21 protein-coding genes are annotated in these 18078 nt (G+C 67.6%); 11 read left to right on the top strand and 10 right to left on the bottom strand.

Going from position 1 to position 18078, the window contains the following annotated elements:
• Positions 1 to 282 precede the first annotated feature (282 nt).
• Entirely contained in the window at positions 283 to 1359 is a 1077-nt protein-coding gene (locus AC3G88_RS12185) for a J domain-containing protein (RefSeq protein ID WP_488893429.1), read from the top strand.
• A 52-nt stretch (positions 1360 to 1411) separates the two neighbouring features.
• Here AC3G88_RS12185 and AC3G88_RS12180 read toward each other — a convergent pair whose 3' ends face one another.
• The 7 genes from AC3G88_RS12180 to mltG form a co-directional block, all read right to left on the bottom strand.
• Positions 1412 to 2155 carry an ankyrin repeat domain-containing protein gene (locus tag AC3G88_RS12180; RefSeq protein ID WP_488772957.1) on the bottom strand — a complete coding sequence of 248 codons (744 nt, stop codon included), beginning with the start codon at positions 2153 to 2155 and terminating at the stop codon, positions 1412 to 1414.
• Positions 2148 to 2945 carry a TatD family hydrolase gene (locus tag AC3G88_RS12175; protein WP_153948220.1) on the bottom strand — a complete coding sequence of 266 codons (798 nt, stop codon included), beginning with the start codon at positions 2943 to 2945 and terminating at the stop codon, positions 2148 to 2150. The genes AC3G88_RS12180 and AC3G88_RS12175 overlap by 8 nt, the downstream gene beginning before the upstream one ends.
• Before the next feature lie 17 nt (positions 2946 to 2962).
• Entirely contained in the window at positions 2963 to 3472 is a 510-nt protein-coding gene (locus AC3G88_RS12170; RefSeq protein WP_488772956.1) for a GNAT family N-acetyltransferase, read from the bottom strand.
• A gap of 43 nt (positions 3473 to 3515) precedes the next feature.
• Positions 3516 to 3917 (bottom strand): PilZ domain-containing protein, encoded by a 402-nt coding sequence (locus tag AC3G88_RS12165; protein WP_488773159.1) that lies wholly within the window; start codon positions 3915 to 3917, stop codon positions 3516 to 3518.
• A gap of 147 nt (positions 3918 to 4064) precedes the next feature.
• Positions 4065 to 5084 carry a DNA polymerase III subunit delta' gene (locus AC3G88_RS12160; protein WP_488772955.1) on the bottom strand — a complete coding sequence of 340 codons (1020 nt, stop codon included), beginning with the start codon at positions 5082 to 5084 and terminating at the stop codon, positions 4065 to 4067.
• 86 nt (positions 5085 to 5170) lie between these two features.
• Entirely contained in the window at positions 5171 to 5773 is a 603-nt protein-coding gene (gene tmk / locus AC3G88_RS12155; protein ID WP_488772954.1) for a dTMP kinase, read from the bottom strand.
• A gap of 4 nt (positions 5774 to 5777) precedes the next feature.
• A complete protein-coding gene (mltG, locus tag AC3G88_RS12150) occupies positions 5778 to 6776 on the bottom strand; it encodes an endolytic transglycosylase MltG (RefSeq protein WP_488772953.1) in 999 nt (332 codons plus the stop codon).
• A gap of 266 nt (positions 6777 to 7042) precedes the next feature.
• Here mltG and ygfZ point away from each other — a divergent pair, with 266 nt between their 5' ends.
• From ygfZ to AC3G88_RS12135, 3 genes are read left to right on the top strand one after another with little or no spacing between them, the layout of a single operon-like run.
• Complete coding sequence (gene ygfZ, locus AC3G88_RS12145) at positions 7043 to 8053, top strand: CAF17-like 4Fe-4S cluster assembly/insertion protein YgfZ (protein WP_488772952.1); 1011 nt, start codon at positions 7043 to 7045, stop codon at positions 8051 to 8053.
• A 19-nt stretch (positions 8054 to 8072) separates the two neighbouring features.
• Positions 8073 to 8363, top strand: a complete 291-nt coding sequence (locus AC3G88_RS12140; RefSeq protein WP_153948213.1) for a DUF4936 family protein — start codon at positions 8073 to 8075, stop codon at positions 8361 to 8363.
• Positions 8364 to 8396: 33 nt separating this feature from the next.
• Complete coding sequence (locus tag AC3G88_RS12135; RefSeq protein WP_488772951.1) at positions 8397 to 9254, top strand: NRDE family protein; 858 nt, start codon at positions 8397 to 8399, stop codon at positions 9252 to 9254.
• A 105-nt stretch (positions 9255 to 9359) separates the two neighbouring features.
• Here the strand turns inward: AC3G88_RS12135 and AC3G88_RS12130 are convergent, their stop codons facing one another.
• Together AC3G88_RS12130 and AC3G88_RS12125 are read right to left on the bottom strand one after the other, a co-directional pair.
• Entirely contained in the window at positions 9360 to 9830 is a 471-nt protein-coding gene (locus tag AC3G88_RS12130; RefSeq protein WP_488772950.1) for a DUF3597 domain-containing protein, read from the bottom strand.
• A gap of 93 nt (positions 9831 to 9923) precedes the next feature.
• Positions 9924 to 10580, bottom strand: a complete 657-nt coding sequence (locus AC3G88_RS12125) for a GntR family transcriptional regulator (RefSeq protein WP_488772949.1) — start codon at positions 10578 to 10580, stop codon at positions 9924 to 9926.
• A gap of 78 nt (positions 10581 to 10658) precedes the next feature.
• Between AC3G88_RS12125 and AC3G88_RS12120 the strand changes: the two genes are divergently transcribed.
• From AC3G88_RS12120 to AC3G88_RS12110, 3 genes are all read left to right on the top strand, one after another.
• Positions 10659 to 11420 (top strand): enoyl-CoA hydratase/isomerase family protein, encoded by a 762-nt coding sequence (locus AC3G88_RS12120; RefSeq protein ID WP_488893411.1) that lies wholly within the window; start codon positions 10659 to 10661, stop codon positions 11418 to 11420.
• 64 nt (positions 11421 to 11484) lie between these two features.
• Positions 11485 to 12489 (top strand): tripartite tricarboxylate transporter substrate binding protein, encoded by a 1005-nt coding sequence (locus tag AC3G88_RS12115; RefSeq protein ID WP_488772947.1) that lies wholly within the window; start codon positions 11485 to 11487, stop codon positions 12487 to 12489.
• 35 nt (positions 12490 to 12524) lie between these two features.
• Positions 12525 to 13679, top strand: a complete 1155-nt coding sequence (locus tag AC3G88_RS12110; protein ID WP_488772946.1) for a CaiB/BaiF CoA transferase family protein — start codon at positions 12525 to 12527, stop codon at positions 13677 to 13679.
• 24 nt (positions 13680 to 13703) lie between these two features.
• On the opposite strand, the gene AC3G88_RS12105 is transcribed toward AC3G88_RS12110, so the two are convergent.
• Positions 13704 to 14138 carry a GNAT family N-acetyltransferase gene (locus AC3G88_RS12105; protein WP_488772945.1) on the bottom strand — a complete coding sequence of 145 codons (435 nt, stop codon included), beginning with the start codon at positions 14136 to 14138 and terminating at the stop codon, positions 13704 to 13706.
• 188 nt (positions 14139 to 14326) lie between these two features.
• On the opposite strand from AC3G88_RS12105, the gene AC3G88_RS12100 reads away from it, so the two are divergent.
• The 4 genes from AC3G88_RS12100 to otnC are packed head-to-tail and all read left to right on the top strand — an operon-like array spanning position 14327 to position 17956.
• Positions 14327 to 15070, top strand: coding sequence for a FadR/GntR family transcriptional regulator (locus AC3G88_RS12100; RefSeq protein ID WP_400395460.1), 744 nt, complete (start codon positions 14327 to 14329; stop codon positions 15068 to 15070).
• 21 nt (positions 15071 to 15091) lie between these two features.
• Positions 15092 to 15991: an L-threonate dehydrogenase gene (ltnD, locus tag AC3G88_RS12095; RefSeq protein ID WP_488772944.1), complete on the top strand. Its 900-nt coding sequence runs from the start codon at positions 15092 to 15094 to the stop codon at positions 15989 to 15991.
• 4 nt (positions 15992 to 15995) lie between these two features.
• A complete protein-coding gene (otnK, locus tag AC3G88_RS12090; protein ID WP_488772943.1) occupies positions 15996 to 17306 on the top strand; it encodes a 3-oxo-tetronate kinase in 1311 nt (436 codons plus the stop codon).
• Between the two features lie 8 nt (positions 17307 to 17314).
• Entirely contained in the window at positions 17315 to 17956 is a 642-nt protein-coding gene (otnC, locus tag AC3G88_RS12085) for a 3-oxo-tetronate 4-phosphate decarboxylase (protein WP_153948202.1), read from the top strand.
• Positions 17957 to 18078: the final 122 nt, after the last annotated feature.

Raw genomic sequence — 18078 nt, 5'->3', positions numbered from 1 at the left:
CGTGGCACGCCGATCCGGCGGCGTCTGCATCCCGCAGCATGCCAAAGCCAAGCTCGCTCAGACCATACTGCCGCCAAAAAACAACACCACCGGCAACGGCGCAGCCCGGCGTCGGGCGCTGCGCCCGGTGGCCCGGCGGGGCTTTGTTCGCCACCCCGCAGACCCCATCCGCCGGTTGCGCCAGACTTGTCCGCGCCAGGCCCGGCCCGCGCGTTCAGCTTGATATTCGCGGCGACTTGCCGTTATCTGTTGTCGACCACCGCCATTGCGTCTTCCTGCTTGATGCACACCCACTACGACAACCTCAAGGTTTCACGCGACGCCCCGACCGAAGTGATTCGGGCCGCCTACAAGTCCTTGAGCCAGAAATATCATCCTGACCGGCACGCCGACAGCGAGGAAGCGAACCGCATCATGCGGCTGCTGAACGCCGCCTATGAAGTGCTGCGCGACCCGGAGCGCCGCGCCGAGCACGACCAGTGGATCCTTGCCGAGGAAAGACGCGAGGCCGAGCGGATGCAGCGCCAGGCGCAGGCCCAGCGGGCGGCGGCGGCCCAGGCCCAGCGCCAGGCCGCACAACGCCAGCAGGCCGCGCGTCAGGCCACCTCCCGCCCCGCGCAGCAGGCGCGTGCCGCCGATCCGGAGCCCACGGATGCGCCGCCCTTCCGTTCACGCAAGGCGCGTCCGGACCGCCAGGAGCGCACCCGCCGCGCCGCCCGCGAGCGTGCCCCCGATGGACCCGCCGTCCCGCTGCCAAAGTACGGATCGGCCGCACTCTACGCGGCCATCGGTGCCATCATCGTGATCATGCTGGGAGACTGGTCGGGCTCCGGCGACGCCACGGCGGGCAGCCACGACGCGCGGGCCGTGCCGGCCAGCGCCCCCCAGGCCTTGGTCAGATCGGTGTTACCGGGCGTGCAGCGGGTTGCCGGCGAGCGTGGCTATACCCGGCCGTCGTTGACGCCGCGCGGCATGCCCTGGCCCGATCATTCGGGCTATCTGCCGGGCTATCCGGTACTCAACGGGAATGGGTTGTCCACGCTAACGGTCGACAACTCCGGTAGCGCGTCCGACGTGATCCTGAAACTGGTGGCCGTCGACGGCAATGCGCCGCTGCCGGTGCGCACCAGCTTCGTGCGCAGCGGATCGTCGTTCACGATGGAAAATATCTCGCCCGGCGCCTATGACCTGCGCTACCAGAGCCTCGACACCGGCGAGATCTTCCGCTCGGAACGCTTCGATCTATCGGAAATCCGCGAGGCGGCCGGCACCAGCGCCAACCGCAATGTCTTCAAGCTGTACGCGGTACCTGGCGGCACATCGCGCTCGGTGACCATCTCGGAGCGCGAATTTCCCTGAGCCGGCGACGGGACGCCGTCCGCCGCAGGCGCGGGAATGCGATTAGCAGGGCTCAATAGGCCTTGGGCTGCGGCTGGCCGTTGGGCGCGACGTAGGGCTTCGGCTTGGGTGCCGGTGCCGGCACATTCCCGTAGAGCTTTTGCCAGCGCGACTTCAGGCCGTCGGCGATTTCCTTCTGGTTGTACTGCTCGGCGAAGTCGATCACCGTCATGCCCTGCTGGTTCTTCAGGCGCATGTCGGCGCCTTCGTCCAGCAGCAGCTTGACCGTCTCGATGTGCCCGCCGCGCGCCGCCATCATCAGCGGCGTGGTGCCGTTCGGGCTTTCGGCGTCCAGATAGGCGGCATGGTCCACCAGGTACTTGACCACGTCGTTGTGCCCGTTCGTCGCGGCGTAGTGCAGCGGCGCCCAGCCCTTCTTGTTGACCTCGGCCTCCTCGCCATCGACCATCAGCTTGATCATGTCAAGGTCGCCGTTCAGCGCCGCCATCATCAGCGCGTTCTCGCCGGCCGGGTTGGTCTTGTCGAAGTCGATGTTCTTGGCCTTGATCAGCGCCGTGGCCGCCTTCTTCGACTTTTCGCGCAGCGCCACCACCAGCATCGGGTTGCCGCGGTTGTCCACCAGGTTGGGGTCCACGCCCTTGGCCAGCAGCTTCTGCACGGTGTTGCCGTCGTCGAATTCCACGGCCTTGCGCATGTCGTCGGCCGGTGCGGCCTGCACCAGCGCGCAACCCGACATCGCGGTCAGGCCCACCAGGGCCATGGTCGATGCCAGGCGTCGAATCTTGATGTCAAGCATGAGCATTCCTGTCTATGTGCTTGAAAAGACGGAAGAAGTTTTCCGTCGTCTGTTCCGCCACCGCCTCCACGGGCACATCGCGCAGGCGGGCGATGAACTCGCCCACATGGCGTACCCAGGCGGGTTCATTGGTCTTGCCACGATACGGCACCGGCGCCAGGTACGGCGAATCGGTCTCGATCAGCATGCGGTCCAGCGGCACCTTCTTCGCGGTTTCCTGCAGGTCGGCCGCGCTCTTGAACGTGACGATGCCCGAGAACGAGATATGGAAGCCTTCGTCGAGCGCCTGCTTCGCGATGTCCCAGGTCTCGGTAAAGCAGTGCATGACGCCGCCGGCCTCGCGCGCATTCTCTTCGCGCATCAGCCGGATCGTGTCGTCGGCCGACGACCGCGTATGGATGATCAGCGGCTTGCCGGTCTGGCGGGCAGCGCGGATATGGGTACGGAAACGCTCGCGCTGCCATTCCATGTCATCGACGCTGCGGCCATTGAGCCGATAGTAGTCCAGGCCGGTCTCGCCGGTGCCCACCACGCGCGGATGGGCGGACAGCGTCACCAGCCGCTCCAGCGTCGGCTCCTCGGCGTCTTCCTCGTAGTCGGGGTGCACCCCCACCGACGCGTAGAGGTTGGGATGCTGTTCGGCCAGCGCCAGCACGCGCGGAAAATCCTCCAGCGTCACGGAGATGCACAGCGCATGCGTGACCTGGTTGGCCTTCATGTTTTCCAGCAACTGGGGCAGGCGCTGCGCCAGTTCCGGAAAATCGATATGGCAATGGGAATCGACAAACATGGTGTATTCCTTCGCGCTCAGCCGAGGCGGCGGCCCAGGATCACGAGATCTCGCTCGACGCCATCGAGCACGGCCACGCGCGGGAGGTCGCCCCAGCGCGAGAAGCCATGGCGCTCGAACAGGGCCAGGCTCGGCGCGTTATGGCCAAAGATAAAGCCCAGCAGCGTGTTGACGCCCACCCGGGGCGCATGCGCAATGGCCTGCTCCAGCAGGAAGCGGCCCAGGCCCTGGCCCCGAAAGTTTTCGTGCAGGTAGATCGAGACTTCGGCTGTGGCGCCGTACGCAGGACGGCCATAGAAGTCGGAGAAGCTGACCCAGCCGGCCATGCGGCCATCGGCGGCTTCGCACACCCAGAGCGGGCGGCGTTCGGGCAGGTGCGCCGCGAACCAGGCCTCGCGCGAAGCCACCGATACCGGCTCCGTATCGGCAGTCACCATGCGCGACGGCACCGTGCTGTTGTAGATCTCGACGATGCCAGCCAGGTCGTCACGCGTCGCCAGACGCACCGAAAAACCACTATGACTCATAAAAACAGATACTTGCGAAGCAGGCTTCGCATTTCACATGAAGTTAGAGGGTCTGCGTGGGGCGGCCCGATTCGATGGTCTTGCCCAGCAGCTCTTCCACCGCACGCCTGAGCATGCGGCCATTGTCATCATCCGGCAGATGCACGCCCACGCCGGGCGTCTTCATCGGCGTGCCGGCCGGGGTGATCCAGGCCACAGTGCCCTGCACCTGGTATTTCTGCGGCCGGTCCAGCAATGAAAGCACCAGGTAGACCTGCTCGCCCAGCCGGAACGGCCGGTTCGACGGTACAAAGATTCCACCGCGCGCCAGGAACGGCATGTAGGCCGCGTAGAGCCCCGCCTGATCCTTGATCGACAGCGACAGCACATTCGGCCGCTGCGGTGCGCCGCCGGTGATGGGCCCGACCGGATTGACGGGCGCAGCCGTCGCCGGACGCGGCGGCATCGTGACTGGTGCATTCATGTTTGACCCCTGCTGTGATTTGCCCGCTTGGGCGGGCTATGGAATATGGGAACTGCGTGGCTCGACTTTTACCACGCGTGCCCATCGATGCCTATGCTTTTGGCCGCTTCGGTCCTTTTTTTGTCGCTTTCAGCGGAACAACTGCCGGTAATCGAGAAAAACCGACTCCAGGACCAGCCGCGCCGCCAGCGGATGGTTCTCGCTACGCCGGTGATTGACCAGCCGGGCGGCAAACCCCTGCAGCCGATGGGCATCGGTGGCCCCGGCGCAGCGCCCCAGCGCGGCCTGCTCCTTCGGGAAATAACGCACGGCGCCGGTGCCCAGGCACAGCGCCAGCAGATCGTACGTCCAGCGCTGCAGCACGCCCAACACGGCCGGCACGGGCAGCTTCTGCAATTGATCGGCCGCCGCCAGCGGATCGAACGCGGCGCCGGCACCCAGCTGCCCCACCAGCAAACGCTGCAGCGGCTGTTCCTCGGCCTCCGCGGCATGCAGGGCCGTCAGCGGCGCCCCGCCCGACAGCGCCAGTTGGGCCTCGACATCGGCCACGCCCTGGCTGCGCAACCATTCCAGCGCGGCGGCGTGGGTGGGACGCGCCACCGAAAACTGCCGGCAGCGCGACAGGATCGTCGGCAGCACGCGGTCGATCCGGTCGGTCACCAACAGGAACACGGTGGACGGCGGCGGCTCTTCCAGCGTCTTGAGCAGCGCGTTGGCGCCCTCGGTCTGCAGCGCGTCGAGCGGGTAGATCACCACCACGCGCAGGCCCGCGCGATGCGTGCCCACGCCCACGGCCTCGATCAGCCCACGCACCTGCTCCATGCGGATGATCTTGCTGGGCGCCTTCTTCTTGCTGCTACCGCCGCCTTCGCCGTCACCATCGGCATCGCCCGTGCCGGCTTCCAGCGCCTCGGGGCGTACCACGGTGAAATCGGGGTGATTGCCCTGGCTGAACCAGTGGCAGGCGCCGCAGGTGTTGCACGGCTGGCCATCGGCCACGGGGGATTCGCACAGCAGGCCCTGGGCGAAATGCAGCGCCAGGTCGCGCTTGCCGATGCCCTGCTGCCCATGCAGCAGCAGCGCGTGCGGCAGCCGGTCGCGTAGCGCGGCCAGCCGTTGCCAGTCTTCTCGTTGCCAGGGATAAAGCATGCCGGATCAGTCAGTTAGCGCGATCGTCTCATGTATTGTCCGAGCTGTGCCCGTCCACATCAGCGTGCGCGTATATACCCAATAAATCAGAGACTTGAGATGATTTGCTCAAGCGTCACGCGAATCTCGTCGATCGAACGCGTGGCGTCGATCACGCGGAACCGGCCCGGCGCTTCGGCCGCGCGGCGCAGGTATTCGGCCCGGGTGCGTTCGAAGAACGCGCCCGATTCGGCCTCGAACTTGTCCGGCTCGCGGGCACTGGCCAGGCGCTGGGCCGCCGTCTCCAGCGGCACGTCGAACAGCAGCGTCAGGTCGGGCTGCAGATCGCCCTGCACCCATTGCTCCAGCACTTCCAGCCGCTCGCGCGGCAGCCCACGGCCGCCGCCCTGGTACGCAAAGGTAGCGTCGGTGAAGCGGTCGGAGATGACCCAGTCGCCGCGCGCCAGCGCCGGTTCGATGACCTCGGCAATATGCTCGCGGCGTGCCGCGAACATCAGCAGCGCCTCGGTCTCCAGGTCCATCTTCCGGTGCAGCAACAGGCCGCGCAGGTCTTCGCCCAGCGGCGTGCCGCCCGGCTCGCGGGTGGTCACAACGGTTGCGCGTTCGCGCAGGCGACCGGCGACCCATTCGATATGGGTGCTCTTGCCGGCGCCGTCGATGCCTTCAAAGGTGATGAATCTGCCGCGCATGAATTCAGGGCTTTCCGCGCTGGTACTTGTCGACCGCGCGATTATGTTCGGGGAGTGAGCTGGAAAAATGGCTGCTGCCGTCGCCTCGGGCCACGAAGTACAGCGCATCGGACGGCGCCGGCGTGGTGGCTGCGGCCAGCGAGGCCAGGCCTGGCAGCGCGATCGGGGTCGGCGGCAGGCCGGTCCGGGTGTACGTATTGTACGGGGTGTCGGTCTGCAGATCCTTCTTGCGCAGGTTGCCGTCGAAGGCGGGGCCGATGCCGTAGATCACGGTCGGGTCGGTCTGCAGCATCATGTTCTTGCGCAGCCGGTTCACGAACACGGCGGCAATCAGCGGCCGCTCGGCCGCCTGGCCCGTTTCCTTCTCGACAATCGATGCCATGACCAGCGCCTCGTACGGCGTCTTGTATGGCAGGTTGGGCGAGCGAGCGTTCCAGGCGTCGTTCAGGCGCTTCTGCATGGCCCGGTAGGCGTGCTTGTAGAGGTCCACGTCGCTGCTGCCGCGTGCGAACAGGTAGGTATCGGGAAAGAACAGGCCTTCCGGCGATGTCTCGGCCGCGCCGATGGCCTTCATCAGGTCGGCATCGGACAGGTTCTGCGTGTCGTGCTTCAGGGCCGGATTGGCATCCACGGCCGCGCGCATCTTGCGGAATTCCCAGCCCTCGATCACGGTGACCACATAGTGCGTGACCTCGCCCTTGGCCAGCTTTTCGATCACATCGAGCGGCGTCACGCCGGTCTCGAACTGATATCCGCCAGCCTTGAGTTCGGCGGCATGCCCGGTCACGCGGGCCAGCAACTGGAACAGGCGCGGGTCCATGCCCACGCCGCCGCGCTGGATCTGGCGGCCAACGCTGGCCACGCCGGAATTCGGCTTGATGATGACTTCGACGGGGGATGCGGACAGGGCCAGCGGCTGGCGGGCCCACCAGGCAAAGCCGCCGGCGGCGGCCATGGCAAAGACCAGCAATACCCCGACCAGGCGCAGGAACAGACGTTTCATGGCGTGAGAATAAACACCGGCCGCCATGTCCCCGCCGGCGGGTCGGGATCATTGGGGCGGCCGGTCGGAATGGCGACAGGCCCATATAATACCGGGAGCCTTGTGGCCAATGTGTCACCGAGCGTTACCTGACGGGCATCACCTGAAGGCCCGCAGTGATCCGTAACGCCGATCGCGTGCCGCCGGACACGCCGGCGTCGCCGTACGTTGTGTTCCGCACTTGCGCCCCCAATTTACCCATCCATCCGATTTTCAGGACCGTCCGCATGTCCGCCACTGAATTCCCGACCCTCGCCGACAGCTTCGCCGCCCTGCCCGCCGCCGGTATCGTGACCGCGCCCGCCGGCCTGGGCCTGATCCGCGTGGCCGGCGACGACGCCGCTGCCTTCCTGCACACCCAGCTGACCAATGCCGTGGAAGACCTGCCCGCCGATACGGCGCGGCTGGCCGGCTACTGCTCGCCCAAGGGGCGCCTGATGGCCAGCTTCCTGATGTGGCGCGATGCCGAAGGCGTCGTACTGCAGTTGTCGGCCGACATCCAGCCCGCCATCCAGAAGCGCCTGACCATGTTCGTGCTGCGCGCAAAGGCCAAACTGTCGGACCTGTCGGCCACGCACCGCGTGCTGGGCGTGGCCGGCGCCGGTGCCGAGGCCGCGCTGCGCCAGGCCGGGCTGCCCGCGCCGCAAGGCCCGCTGGCCGTGGCCCACGCCGATGGCGTCACGGTGATCCGCCTGGCCGATGCCGAAGGCGAGGCGCGCTGGCAGCTGGTTGCCGCCGCCGACCGCGCCGATGCCCTGCAGCAGACGCTGGGTGCCACGCTGGCGGCTGCCGACCCGGCATTCTGGGACTGGCTCGAGGTTGGCGCCGGCATCCCGCGCATCACGGCCCCGACGCAAGAGCAATTCGTGCCGCAGATGATCAACTTCGAGCTGGTGGGCGGCGTCAATTTCCGCAAGGGCTGCTATCCCGGCCAGGAAGTGGTGGCGCGCAGCCAGTATCGCGGCACGCTCAAGCGGCGCATGTGGCGCGTACAGGGCGAAGGCCCCGTGCCGGCCGCCGCCGCCGAGATCTTCCGTCCGGAAGACCCCGAACAGCCGTGCGGCATGGTCGTCAACGCCGCCGCGTCGCCGCTGGGCGGCTGGGACGGCCTGGCCGAACTCAAGATCGACGCCGCCGCCGGTGCGTTGCACCTGGGCGCCGCCAACGGACCGGCACTGTCCACGCGTGCGCTGCCGTACGAAGTGCCGCTGCCAAACGAGGCCGAATCGGCCAGCTGAACGCCCGGGGAACGCCGCCATGAGCGATCATCTCTACGTCTATTTCAAGATACCCGATGCGCACGCGGCTGACGCGCTGCCGCACTGGCACCGCTGGATGGAAACGGTCGCCGAGGCGACCGGGATTGGTGGTACGCTGATGCGCAGGCCCGAGACCCGAGCGGGCCTGCAGACGTGGATGGAGAGTTACGCCGATGTGCCGCCCGCGTTCGATGCCACGCTCGACGGGCTGTGGCGCCAGAGCGGGCTGGCGCAATGGATCAGCGGCGACCGGATGAGCGAGCGGTTCATCGATCTGGACGTGCTCTGACCGCGCGAGAGAAGCCGTAGAAAGGAAGCCCCCATGTGTCTGATACTGGTGGCCTGGCAATCGCACCCGGACTATGCCCTGGTGGTAGCTGGCAACCGCGACGAATTCTATGCCCGCCCGGCGGCGGCCGCGCACTGGTGGCAGGATGCCCACGAAGTGCTGGGCGGCCGCGACCTGGCGGAGGTGATTGGCGATGCCGGTACGTGGATGGGCGTCGCCAACGCCGAATCGCCCGAATGGCCCAATGATTCGCGCGCCCGCTTTGCGGCGCTGACCAATTACCGCGCCCCTTCCGAAAAACGTACCGATGCCCGCTCGCGCGGGGAACTGGTGTCGCATTTCCTGCGCGGCAACCAGACCGCCGACGAGTATCTGCACGACCTGGCCCGCGCACCCGGGGCGTACAACGGCTTCAACCTGCTGGCGAGCGATCTGCACGATCTCTGGTGGTACAGCAACCGGTCCAAGTCGCGCCAGCCGCAGAAGCTCAAGCCGGGCCTGTATGGCCTGTCGAACGCCCTGCTCGATACGCCCTGGCCCAAGGTGCGCAGCCGCGTGGGCGCCATGTGCGAGGTACTGGCCGCCGACCGCGGACAGCCCGGATCGGACCCCGAGCCCTACCTGCAGCTGCTGGCCGATGAAAAGCAGGCGCCCGACTGGGAACTGCCAAGTACCGGCGTGGCACCCGAATGGGAAAAGCTGCTGTCGTCGGCATTTATCCGTTCGCCCAGCTATGGCACGCGCGCCAGCACCGTGCTGCGCGTGCGGCACGATGGCCGCTTCGATTTTGTCGAGCGCAGCTTCGACGCCGATGGCAAGACTGGCGAGGTGTCGTACCAGGGCCGCCTGAAGGTGGCACGCGATACCGGGACCGTCCCGGCACCCCGGTAATCGTCATCGCAGCCGGGCCGCCCCCGGCCCGGGCTCGCGCCGCCGTTTGCAAAGCTGGCGTGCAAACTTTCACGGCGCGAGCAGAACCGCCAGTCCATCCTTCGGTCAGTCGGTCAGGTCCTTCGGCAGCTTGCCGCCATTGGCGGCCAGTTCCTGCATGACGCGCTTGTGCAGCCACATGTTCATCGCCGCGGAATCGTTCATGTCGCCGGTGTAGTTCAGCTCCTTGGCCAGCGCCTTGCGATGTTCGAGGCTGCTGTCGATGCCGAGCGCCTTCAGCGTATCGACGATCGATGTGCGCCAGTTGAGCGGTTGGCCGGCCTCGCTGGCCGCCTTGTCCATGACCGCTTCCACATCGACCTGTGACAACGATGGCTGCGCCTGTGCGGCGGCCGGCGCGGGCGCGCTGCCCGGCGGCGGCACGGCGCCCGGCGACGGCGCGTTCGGGCTGGCCGACGGCGACGTGGTGCCGGTCGTGGCGCTCGGCGTCGTGCCCGGCGTGGCGCTGGCGGTTGCGGACCCGCCCGACTGGCTGCGGTGCAGCAGCTTGTTGAGGATGTCCTTGAAGATGCTCATGATGGCCTCCGGTTTCAGGTAGACGGCCACGCCATCCCGCAAAATCCGTTCCTCCGCAGCCCTCTGCGACCGAATCCCCCCATTCCGCGAACGCTATGCCGACGCCGCGTCGGCCAGCAGCACCAGGTCCGCCAGCGCCTTGCCGCCCGCCGAGATATGCGTGCGCATGGCCTCGGCCGCAGCATCGGCCTGCCCGCTCAGAATGGCCTCGACCACCTGGCCGTGCTCGCGGTACGACGTCGCCACGCGTGCCTCGTTGATCAGGTCCTTGCGCTGCCAGTAGATCGCCAGCCGGCGCCGCAACTGCACGATCTGCTCCGACAGAAACGGATTGGCCGCCGCCTGGTACAGCACCTCGTGGAAGACCCGGTTCGCGTCGGCGTACGCCAGCGCATCGCGTTGGCGCGCCGGGACGCCGGCGGCCTCGTGCGAATCGGCCAGCGCACGGCGCCCTTCGGCCGAAATACGCCGGGTGGCCAGGCGGGCCACCACCCCTTCCATCTCGGCCAGCGTCTCGAACATCGCCACCAGCTCTGCCGCGGTGGGCTTGTGGACGAACATGCCCGCGCGCGGCGCGATCGACACCAGCCCCTGGGCGGCCAGCATCAGCAGCGCCTCACGCACCGGCGTGCGTGAACTGTCGAACTGCTCGGCCAGCCTCTTCTCGTCAATCTGCGCGCCGGGCCGCAGATCGCCCGCCTGGATGGCGGCGATCACGCTTTCGCGAATCCGATCTTGTAGCGATTGCATGGGTTTACCCTCTACCTTCCGCATAAAAATATCTGTAGCCTTTTTTAATATATCAAATCGGCTATGAGATATAACAAGATGGATGATACCTCACCCTCGCTGGCCATCGAAGGCCGCGTTGCCACCATCACGCTGCGCCGGCCCCATGTGGCCAACCGGCTCAGCCCGGCCGACCTGATTGCCCTGCGCGACCACGTTGCCGCCGTCAATGCCATGCCCGACGTGCTGGTGCTGTGCTTCGCCGCCACGGGCAAGTACTTCTGCAGCGGCTACGACATCGGATCGCTGGGCGGCAAGCCCGAGGAAGGCGCGGCCAGTTTCGGCGACGTGATCGACGCCATCGAGGCCGCGCGGCCCGCCACGATTGCCGCCATCCAGGGGGGCGTCTATGGCGGCGCCACCGACCTGTGCCTGGCGTGCGATTTCCGGATCGGCGTGCCCGGATGCGACATGTTCATGCCGGCCGCCCGGCTGGGCCTGCACTTCTATCGCGGCGGCATGGAACGCTATGTCTCGCGCCTGGGCCTGAACGCCGCCAAGCGGCTGTTCCTGACCGCCGACCGCATCGAGGCCGACGAGATGCTGCGCATCGGCTTCCTGACCGAGATGGTGAGCGCCGATGCGCTGGCCGCCCGCGTGGCGGCATTGAGCGCCCAGCTGGCCGGCATGGCGCCGATCGCACTGACCGGCATGAAGCGCCACCTCAACGACATCGCCTGTGGCCGGCTTGACGCCGACGCGCTGCAACGCGACATCCACCGCTCAGAAACCTCGGAAGACCTGCGCGAGGGCGCGGCGGCATGGAAGGAGAAACGAACCCCTGCGTTCCGCGGCCGATAGCCACGCCAGGCACAGCCGCGTCCATTCACTCAAGTGGCGAAACAGCTACGGAGGAGACATCATCATGACGACCACCCTGACCACCCTGACCACCCTGCCCCATCGCGCCGCGCTGGCCATCCTTGGCACGCTGTTCGCGGCGCTGCCCGTTGCCGCATCGGCGCAGACTTCTTACCCCAACAAGCCGATCCGGCTCGTGATCGGATTTCCGGCCGGGGGCGGCGCGGACAACACCGCGCGGCTCTATGGCGATGCGCTGAGCCGCGAGCTGGGGCAGCCGGTGGTGGTCGACAACCGGCCCGGCGCCGGCACCACGATTGCCGCCGAGTACGTCGCCAAGTCGGCGCCCGATGGCTACACGCTCTACATCGCCACGGCCAGCCTGATGGGCGGCGACAAGGTGCTGTACAAGAACATCCGCTACGAACCGTCCGACTTCGCGCCGATCACGAAACTGTCGGCCGCACCGCTGATCCTGGCGGTCAACAAGGACACAGGCATCCGGAACGTGCAGGACCTGATCGCGCAGGCCAAGGCGCACCCGGGCGCCATCAACTATTCGTCGTCGGGCAATGGCGTGATCACGCACCTGGCTGGCGTCTATTTCACCAAGCTGGCCGGCGTGCGCATGACGCACGTGCCGTACAAGGGCGGCGCGCCGTCGGCGCAGGCCGTGGCCGCCGGCGACGTGCAGGTGACGTTCGGCACGGCGCCATCGGTCAAGCCGATGATCGACACCCACAAGGTCGTACCGATCGCGGTCACATCGGCCCAACGCTCGAACGCCAACCCGCAGCTGCCGACCATCGCCGAAAGCGGGCTCAAGGGCTACGACCTGTCGGCCTGGTACGGGCTGTTCGCCCCCGCGAAAACGCCGCCCGAGATCATCGACAAGCTGTTCGCAGCCACCGCCCGCGTCATGGCCGACCCCGAACTGCGCAAGCGATTCCTGGCGCAGGGCGACGAGGTGTCGGTGTCGGCATCGGTGGCTGAATTCCGCGAATTTGCGGCCCGCGAAGGCAAGATCGGCGTGGACCTGGCGCAGTCCAGCGGCGCGAAGATCGACTGATGCCGGCCCGCGCACCGAACCTGAAGGAGTCAAGCATGACAACGCCAAACGGCCCCCTCCACGGCATCACCGTCGTCGACCTCACGCGCGTGCTGGCCGGCCCGTACTGCACGATGATGCTGGCCGACCTGGGCGCCCGCGTCATCAAGATCGAGAATCCCGACCGGGGCGACGATTCGCGCCAGGTGGGGCCGTTCGTCGATGGCGAGTCGGCCTATTTTGCGTCGGTGAACCGCAACAAGTCGTCGATCGCGCTCGACCTCAAGGACGCGTCGGACCGCGCGGTGCTGGAAAGGATGCTGGAAGGCGCCGACGTGCTGGTGGAAAACTTCCGCGCCGGCGTGATGGACAAGCTCGGCTACACATGGGAGATGCTGCGCGCCCGCTATCCGCGCCTGGTGTATGCGTCGATCTCGGGCTTCGGCCAGACCGGCCCCTACCGCAACCGGCCCGCCTACGACATGGTGGTGCAGGCCATGGGCGGCCTGATGAGCGTGACCGGCGAGCCCGGCGGCAATCCGGCGCGCGTGGGCGTGTCGATTGGCGATATCGGCGCGGGCCTGTATGCCACCATCGGCATCCAGGCCGCGCTGCTGCGCCGCGCCGCTACCGGGCTGGGCGAACGGGTCGATATCTCGATGCTCGATTGCCAGGTGGCGCTGCTGGAAAATCCCATCGCCCGTTTTTCGGCCACCGGCAACGTGCCGAAGCCGCTGGGCACGCGGCACCCGTCGATCACGCCGTTCGACATGTTTGCCACGCAGGACGGCTTTATCGTGATTGCGGTGGGCAACGACGCCTTGTTCGACCGGCTCTGCCGCGCCCTGGCGCGGCCGGAATGGGCCGACGACCGCCGGTTCGCGTCGGTCCCGGCCCGCAACGAACACCATGCCGACCTGAAGCAATGCCTGGAAACGCGTCTGCGCGAGGCACCGACCGCCGAATGGGAAGCCATCCTGGAGGCCGCCGGCGTGCCGCATGGTCCATTGAACGGGGTGCCGCAGATCATGGAGAACGCCCACGTCGAGGCCCGGCAGATGCTGCTCGACGTTGGCATCGGCGCCGACAAGTCGCTGCGCGTGGCAGGCAATCCGATCAAGATCGGCGACGCCTGGCAGACCGGCGCGGTGCGGCCGGCCCCCCGGCTCGACGAGGACCGCGAGGCGCTGCTGCGCGAGTTCGGCGCGTAGCCGAAAACCGAGGAACCGGCAGACTCAGCCGATGCGCTTGCGCATCTCGACGTGCGGAATGCCGGCTTCCTCGAATTCCTCACCGACCTGCTCGAAGCCCACGCGCGCGTAGAACGGCGCGGCGTGGGTCTGGGCATTGAGAATCAGTGCCGGGTAGCCCAGTTCGGCGGCCTTGGCCATCAGCGCGTCCAGCACCCTGGCGCCCACGCCGGTGCCGCGCGCCACCTTGAGCACGGCCATGCGGCCGATATGGCCATCCGACAGCAGCCGGCCCGTGGCCACCGGCGTGCCATCGGCGGCAAACGCCAGCGCGTGCCAGCTTGGGGCGTCCATGTCATCCCACTCCAGTTCCACCGGCACGCCCTGCTCCTCCACAAACACGCTGTAGCGGATGGCGCGCGCACGTTCGCGGGCTTCATCCCAGGGGCAGACCAGTACGGAATCGGCGGAAACGGACATGATGTTCGAGGGGCGGGGAAGTCTGGAAAGACGCAATCATACGACGGCAGGCCCGTGACGGCGGTCAAGGTGATGCAGCAGGGCCGTGCGATTATCGGCCATCGGCCGCACCATCCTAGGGATTACCCCCTCTGCCAACCCTTGGCGAAATTTGTATGATGACCTGACTACCCGATGACGTGACGATGATGTTCCAGAAGATTCCCGCCCGTGCGCTGACCGACAGCGTGGCCGAACAGCTACTCGAAAAGATCGAAGGCGGCGCTTTTCCGCGTGGCGCCAAGCTACCCACGGAGGCCGTGCTGTCGGAGGAGTTCGGCGTCAGCCGCACCGTAATCCGCGAGGCCATTGCGCGGCTGAAATACGAAGGGCTGGTGGAATCGCGCCAGGGCAGCGGCGTTTTCGTCACGGAACAGGCCGGCATCCGGCCGCTACGCATCGACTACACCGACGTCGGCACCCTTGAATCGGTGCTGCAGATCGTCGAACTGCGACGTTCCATCGAAGCCGAGGTGGCCGCGCAGGCCGCCCGCCGCCGCACCGATGCCGCCATGGCCGGCATCGACGCCGCGCTGGCCCGTCTGGATGCCGAGGTGGCCGCCGGCGGCGACGGCGTGGACGCCGACGTGGGCTTTCACCGCGCCATCGCCGAAGCCACCGGCAACCCCTACTTTCTCAAGACACTGGCGTTCCTGAGCCAGTACCTGGAAACCGCCACCCGCGTGACCCGTACCAACGAGGCGCGCCGCGAGGACTTCTCGCGCCAGGTGCGCGAGGAACACCAGGCCATCGTCGCCGCCATTCGTGCCGGCGACCCCGACGCCGCGCGCAATGCCGCGCAGAACCACATGTACAACGCGGCGCGCCGCCTGTCGCAACTGGGCGACGACGATGCTGCCGCCGGCGACCTGCCGCAAGGCCCGTCGCATTAATCCCGCTTTCAGGAGATTTCCATGTCCAGGAATATTGGTGTCATCGGCTTGGGCGCGATGGGCTATGGCGTGGCGCAGTCGCTGCTGCGCGCCGGCTTCAAGGTCCATGCGTTCGATCTGCGCGATGAAGTGCTGCGCCGCTTTGCCGACGCCGGCGGCGTGCCCTGCGGCAGCCCGGCCGAACTGGGCGAACGCTGCGACGTGGTGATCACGCTGGTGGTCAACGCCGCGCAGACCGAAGCGGTGCTGTTCGGCGAACGGGGTGCCGTGCCGGCCATGGCCGCGGGCAAGCTCGTGATCGCCAGCGCCACCGTGCCCCCCGGTTTTGCCGAGGCGCTGGGCAAGCGCCTGGCCGAAAAGGGCCTGCTGCTGATCGACGCGCCGGTCTCGGGCGGCGCCGCCCGCGCGGCCACTGGCGAAATGACGATGATGACGTCAGGACCGGCCGAAGCCTACGCGCTGGCCGAAGACGTGCTGGGCGCCATCGCCGGCAAGGTCTATCGCCTGGGCGACGCCCATGGTGCCGGCTCGAAGGTCAAGATCATCAACCAGCTGCTGGCTGGCGTGCATATCGCCGCCGCGGCCGAAGCCATGGCGCTGGGCCTGCGCGAAGGCGTGGACCCGGACGCGCTCTACGACGTGATCACGCACAGCGCCGGCAATTCGTGGATGTTCGAAAACCGCGTGCCGCACATCCTGGCCGGCGACTACACGCCGCTGTCCGCCGTCGATATCTTCGTCAAGGATCTGGGCATGGTGCTCGATACCGCGCGCACCAGCAAATTCCCGCTGCCACTGTCGGCCGCCGCGCACCAGATGTTCATGATGGCGTCCACCGCCGGCCACGGCGGCGAGGATGATTCGGCCGTCATCAAGATCTTCCCGGGCATCGAACTGCCGGCCGGCAAAGGCAAGGAGTAAGGCGATGACGACCGATCGCCAGAACCGCCCGAATGGCCCCAATGGCCCGAATACGCCGCTGCTGGGCTGCATCGCCGACGACTTTACCGGCGCCACCGACCTGGCCAACACGCTCGTGCGCAACGGCATGCGCACCGTACAGACCATTGGCGTGCCCACGTCGACCGTGGAAGCCGACGCCATCGTCGTCGCGCTGAAGTCGCGCACGATTCCGGCGGCCGACGCCGTGGCGCAATCGCTGGCGGCGCTGGCCTGGCTGCGTGAACAGGGCTGCCGCCAGTTCGTGTTCAAGTATTGCTCGACGTTCGATTCGACTGACACCGGCAATATCGGCCCGGTGGCCGAGGCCCTGCTCGACGCGCTGGGCAGCGATTTCACGATCGCCTGCCCGGCCTTCCCCGAAAACGGCCGCACGATCTTCCGTGGCCACCTGTTCGTGGGCGACGCGCTGCTCAACGAATCGGGCATGGAGCACCATCCGCTCACGCCGATGACCGATGCCAACCTGGTGCGCGTGCTGCAGCGCCAGAGCCGGGCCAAGGCCGGCCTGCTGCGCTATGACACCGTGGCCAAGGGGCCCGAGGCCGTGCGCGCCCGCATCGACGCCCTGCGCGCCGAGGGCGTGAAGCTGGCCATTGCCGATGCGATCTCCGACGCCGATCTGTTCACGCTGGGCGAAGGCTGCGCGGCGCTGCCGCTGATCACGGGCGGGTCGGGCATTGCGCTGGGCCTGCCGCAGAACTTCCGCCGCGCCGGGCTGCTGCCCGTGCGCACCGACGCCGCCGATGTGCCGGCCGTCAATGGCCACGGCGTGGTGCTGGCCGGCAGCGCATCACGCGCCACGAACGGCCAGGTGGCGCACTGGATCGCCCAGAAACGCCCCGCCTTGCGGATCGATCCGCTGCGCCTGGCGCGTGGCGAGGCCGTGGCCGACGAGGCCCTGGCCTTTGCCCGCGATCATGACGAGCCGGTGCTGATCTACGCCACCGCGCAACCCGAACAGGTCAAGGCCGTGCAGGCCGAACTGGGCGTGGCGCGCGCGGGCGAACTGGTCGAGCACGCGCTGGCCTGCATTGCGGCCACGCTCAAGGCGCGCGGCACGCGCCGCTTCGTGGTGGCTGGCGGCGAAACGTCGGGCGCGGTGGTGCAGGCGCTGGGCGTGCAGTCGCTGCGCATCGGCCGCCAGATTGCGCCCGGCGTGCCGGCCACGGTCACGCTCGATGCCGAACCGCTGGCGCTGGCCCTGAAATCGGGCAACTTCGGCGGCGAGAACTTCTTCGACGAAGCCTTGCAGGCGCTGGGAGCCGCGCGATGAGCCTGACCATGAGCCAGAACGAAAGCGCGCTGCGCGAAGAGATCTGCCGCGTCGGCGCCAGCCTGTTCCAGCGCGGCTACACGGTCGGCACGGCCGGCAACATCAGCGCCCGCCTGGAAGACGGCTGGCTGATCACGCCCACCGATGCCTGCCTGGGCACGCTCGACCCGGCCAGGGTGGCCAAGGTGGCCACCGACGGCACCTGGGTATCGGGCGACAAGCCGTCGAAGACGCTGACGCTGCACCGCTGCGTCTACGACAACAACCCGAACGCCCACGGCGTGGTGCATACCCATTCGACGCATCTGGTGGCCCTGACGCTGGCCGGCGTCTGGCAGCCCGACGACGTGCTGCCGCCGATCACGCCGTACTACGTGATGAAGGTCGGCCATATCCCGCTGATTCCGTACCACCGGCCCGGCGACCCCGCTGTGGCCGCCCGCGTGGCGCAGCTGGCCCGCGAGGTACGCGGCGTGCTGCTGGCGCGCCTGGGCCCGGTGGTGTGGGAAGACAGCGTGTCGCGCGCGGCCTGGGCGCTGGAGGAGCTGGAAGAAACCGCCCGGCTCTGGATGATGCTGCGGGACAAGCCCGCCCCGCTCGATGAAGCCGCGCTGGCGGAACTGCGCGACACGTTCAAGGCGAGGTGGTGAACCTGTAATACCTACCGACTGATTGTTTCTCCCCTCTCCCGCCTGGCGGGAGAGGGGCCGGGGGAGAGGGCCAGCGCATCCCCCAGGCGACGCCACAAAACAAACGCCCCTGCCCTTTCCCC

Source organism: Cupriavidus sp. 86D6 (assembly GCF_057815095.1).
This window is presented reverse-complemented; position numbering and strand designations above follow the sequence as displayed.

Coding starts and splice junctions, on each gene's coding strand:
- AC3G88_RS12140 (WP_153948213.1), top strand. CDS start 8,073: ATGAGCGATCATCTCTACGTCTATTTCAAGATACCCGATGCGCACGCG.
- AC3G88_RS12105 (WP_488772945.1), bottom strand. CDS start 14,138: ATGTCCGTTTCCGCCGATTCCGTACTGGTCTGCCCCTGGGATGAAGCC.
- AC3G88_RS12120 (WP_488893411.1), top strand. CDS start 10,659: ATGGATGATACCTCACCCTCGCTGGCCATCGAAGGCCGCGTTGCCACC.
- AC3G88_RS12100 (WP_400395460.1), top strand. CDS start 14,327: ATGTTCCAGAAGATTCCCGCCCGTGCGCTGACCGACAGCGTGGCCGAA.
- AC3G88_RS12110 (WP_488772946.1), top strand. CDS start 12,525: ATGACAACGCCAAACGGCCCCCTCCACGGCATCACCGTCGTCGACCTC.
- AC3G88_RS12170 (WP_488772956.1), bottom strand. CDS start 3,472: ATGAGTCATAGTGGTTTTTCGGTGCGTCTGGCGACGCGTGACGACCTG.
- AC3G88_RS12160 (WP_488772955.1), bottom strand. CDS start 5,084: ATGCTTTATCCCTGGCAACGAGAAGACTGGCAACGGCTGGCCGCGCTA.
- AC3G88_RS12115 (WP_488772947.1), top strand. CDS start 11,485: ATGACGACCACCCTGACCACCCTGACCACCCTGCCCCATCGCGCCGCG.
- ygfZ (WP_488772952.1), top strand. CDS start 7,043: ATGTCCGCCACTGAATTCCCGACCCTCGCCGACAGCTTCGCCGCCCTG.
- AC3G88_RS12130 (WP_488772950.1), bottom strand. CDS start 9,830: ATGAGCATCTTCAAGGACATCCTCAACAAGCTGCTGCACCGCAGCCAG.
- AC3G88_RS12180 (WP_488772957.1), bottom strand. CDS start 2,155: ATGCTTGACATCAAGATTCGACGCCTGGCATCGACCATGGCCCTGGTG.
- otnC (WP_153948202.1), top strand. CDS start 17,315: ATGAGCCAGAACGAAAGCGCGCTGCGCGAAGAGATCTGCCGCGTCGGC.
- AC3G88_RS12135 (WP_488772951.1), top strand. CDS start 8,397: ATGTGTCTGATACTGGTGGCCTGGCAATCGCACCCGGACTATGCCCTG.
- ltnD (WP_488772944.1), top strand. CDS start 15,092: ATGTCCAGGAATATTGGTGTCATCGGCTTGGGCGCGATGGGCTATGGC.
- AC3G88_RS12165 (WP_488773159.1), bottom strand. CDS start 3,917: ATGCCGCCGCGTCCGGCGACGGCTGCGCCCGTCAATCCGGTCGGGCCC.
- otnK (WP_488772943.1), top strand. CDS start 15,996: ATGACGACCGATCGCCAGAACCGCCCGAATGGCCCCAATGGCCCGAAT.
- AC3G88_RS12175 (WP_153948220.1), bottom strand. CDS start 2,945: ATGTTTGTCGATTCCCATTGCCATATCGATTTTCCGGAACTGGCGCAG.
- AC3G88_RS12185 (WP_488893429.1), top strand. CDS start 283: ATGCACACCCACTACGACAACCTCAAGGTTTCACGCGACGCCCCGACC.
- tmk (WP_488772954.1), bottom strand. CDS start 5,773: ATGCGCGGCAGATTCATCACCTTTGAAGGCATCGACGGCGCCGGCAAG.
- mltG (WP_488772953.1), bottom strand. CDS start 6,776: ATGAAACGTCTGTTCCTGCGCCTGGTCGGGGTATTGCTGGTCTTTGCC.
- AC3G88_RS12125 (WP_488772949.1), bottom strand. CDS start 10,580: ATGCAATCGCTACAAGATCGGATTCGCGAAAGCGTGATCGCCGCCATC.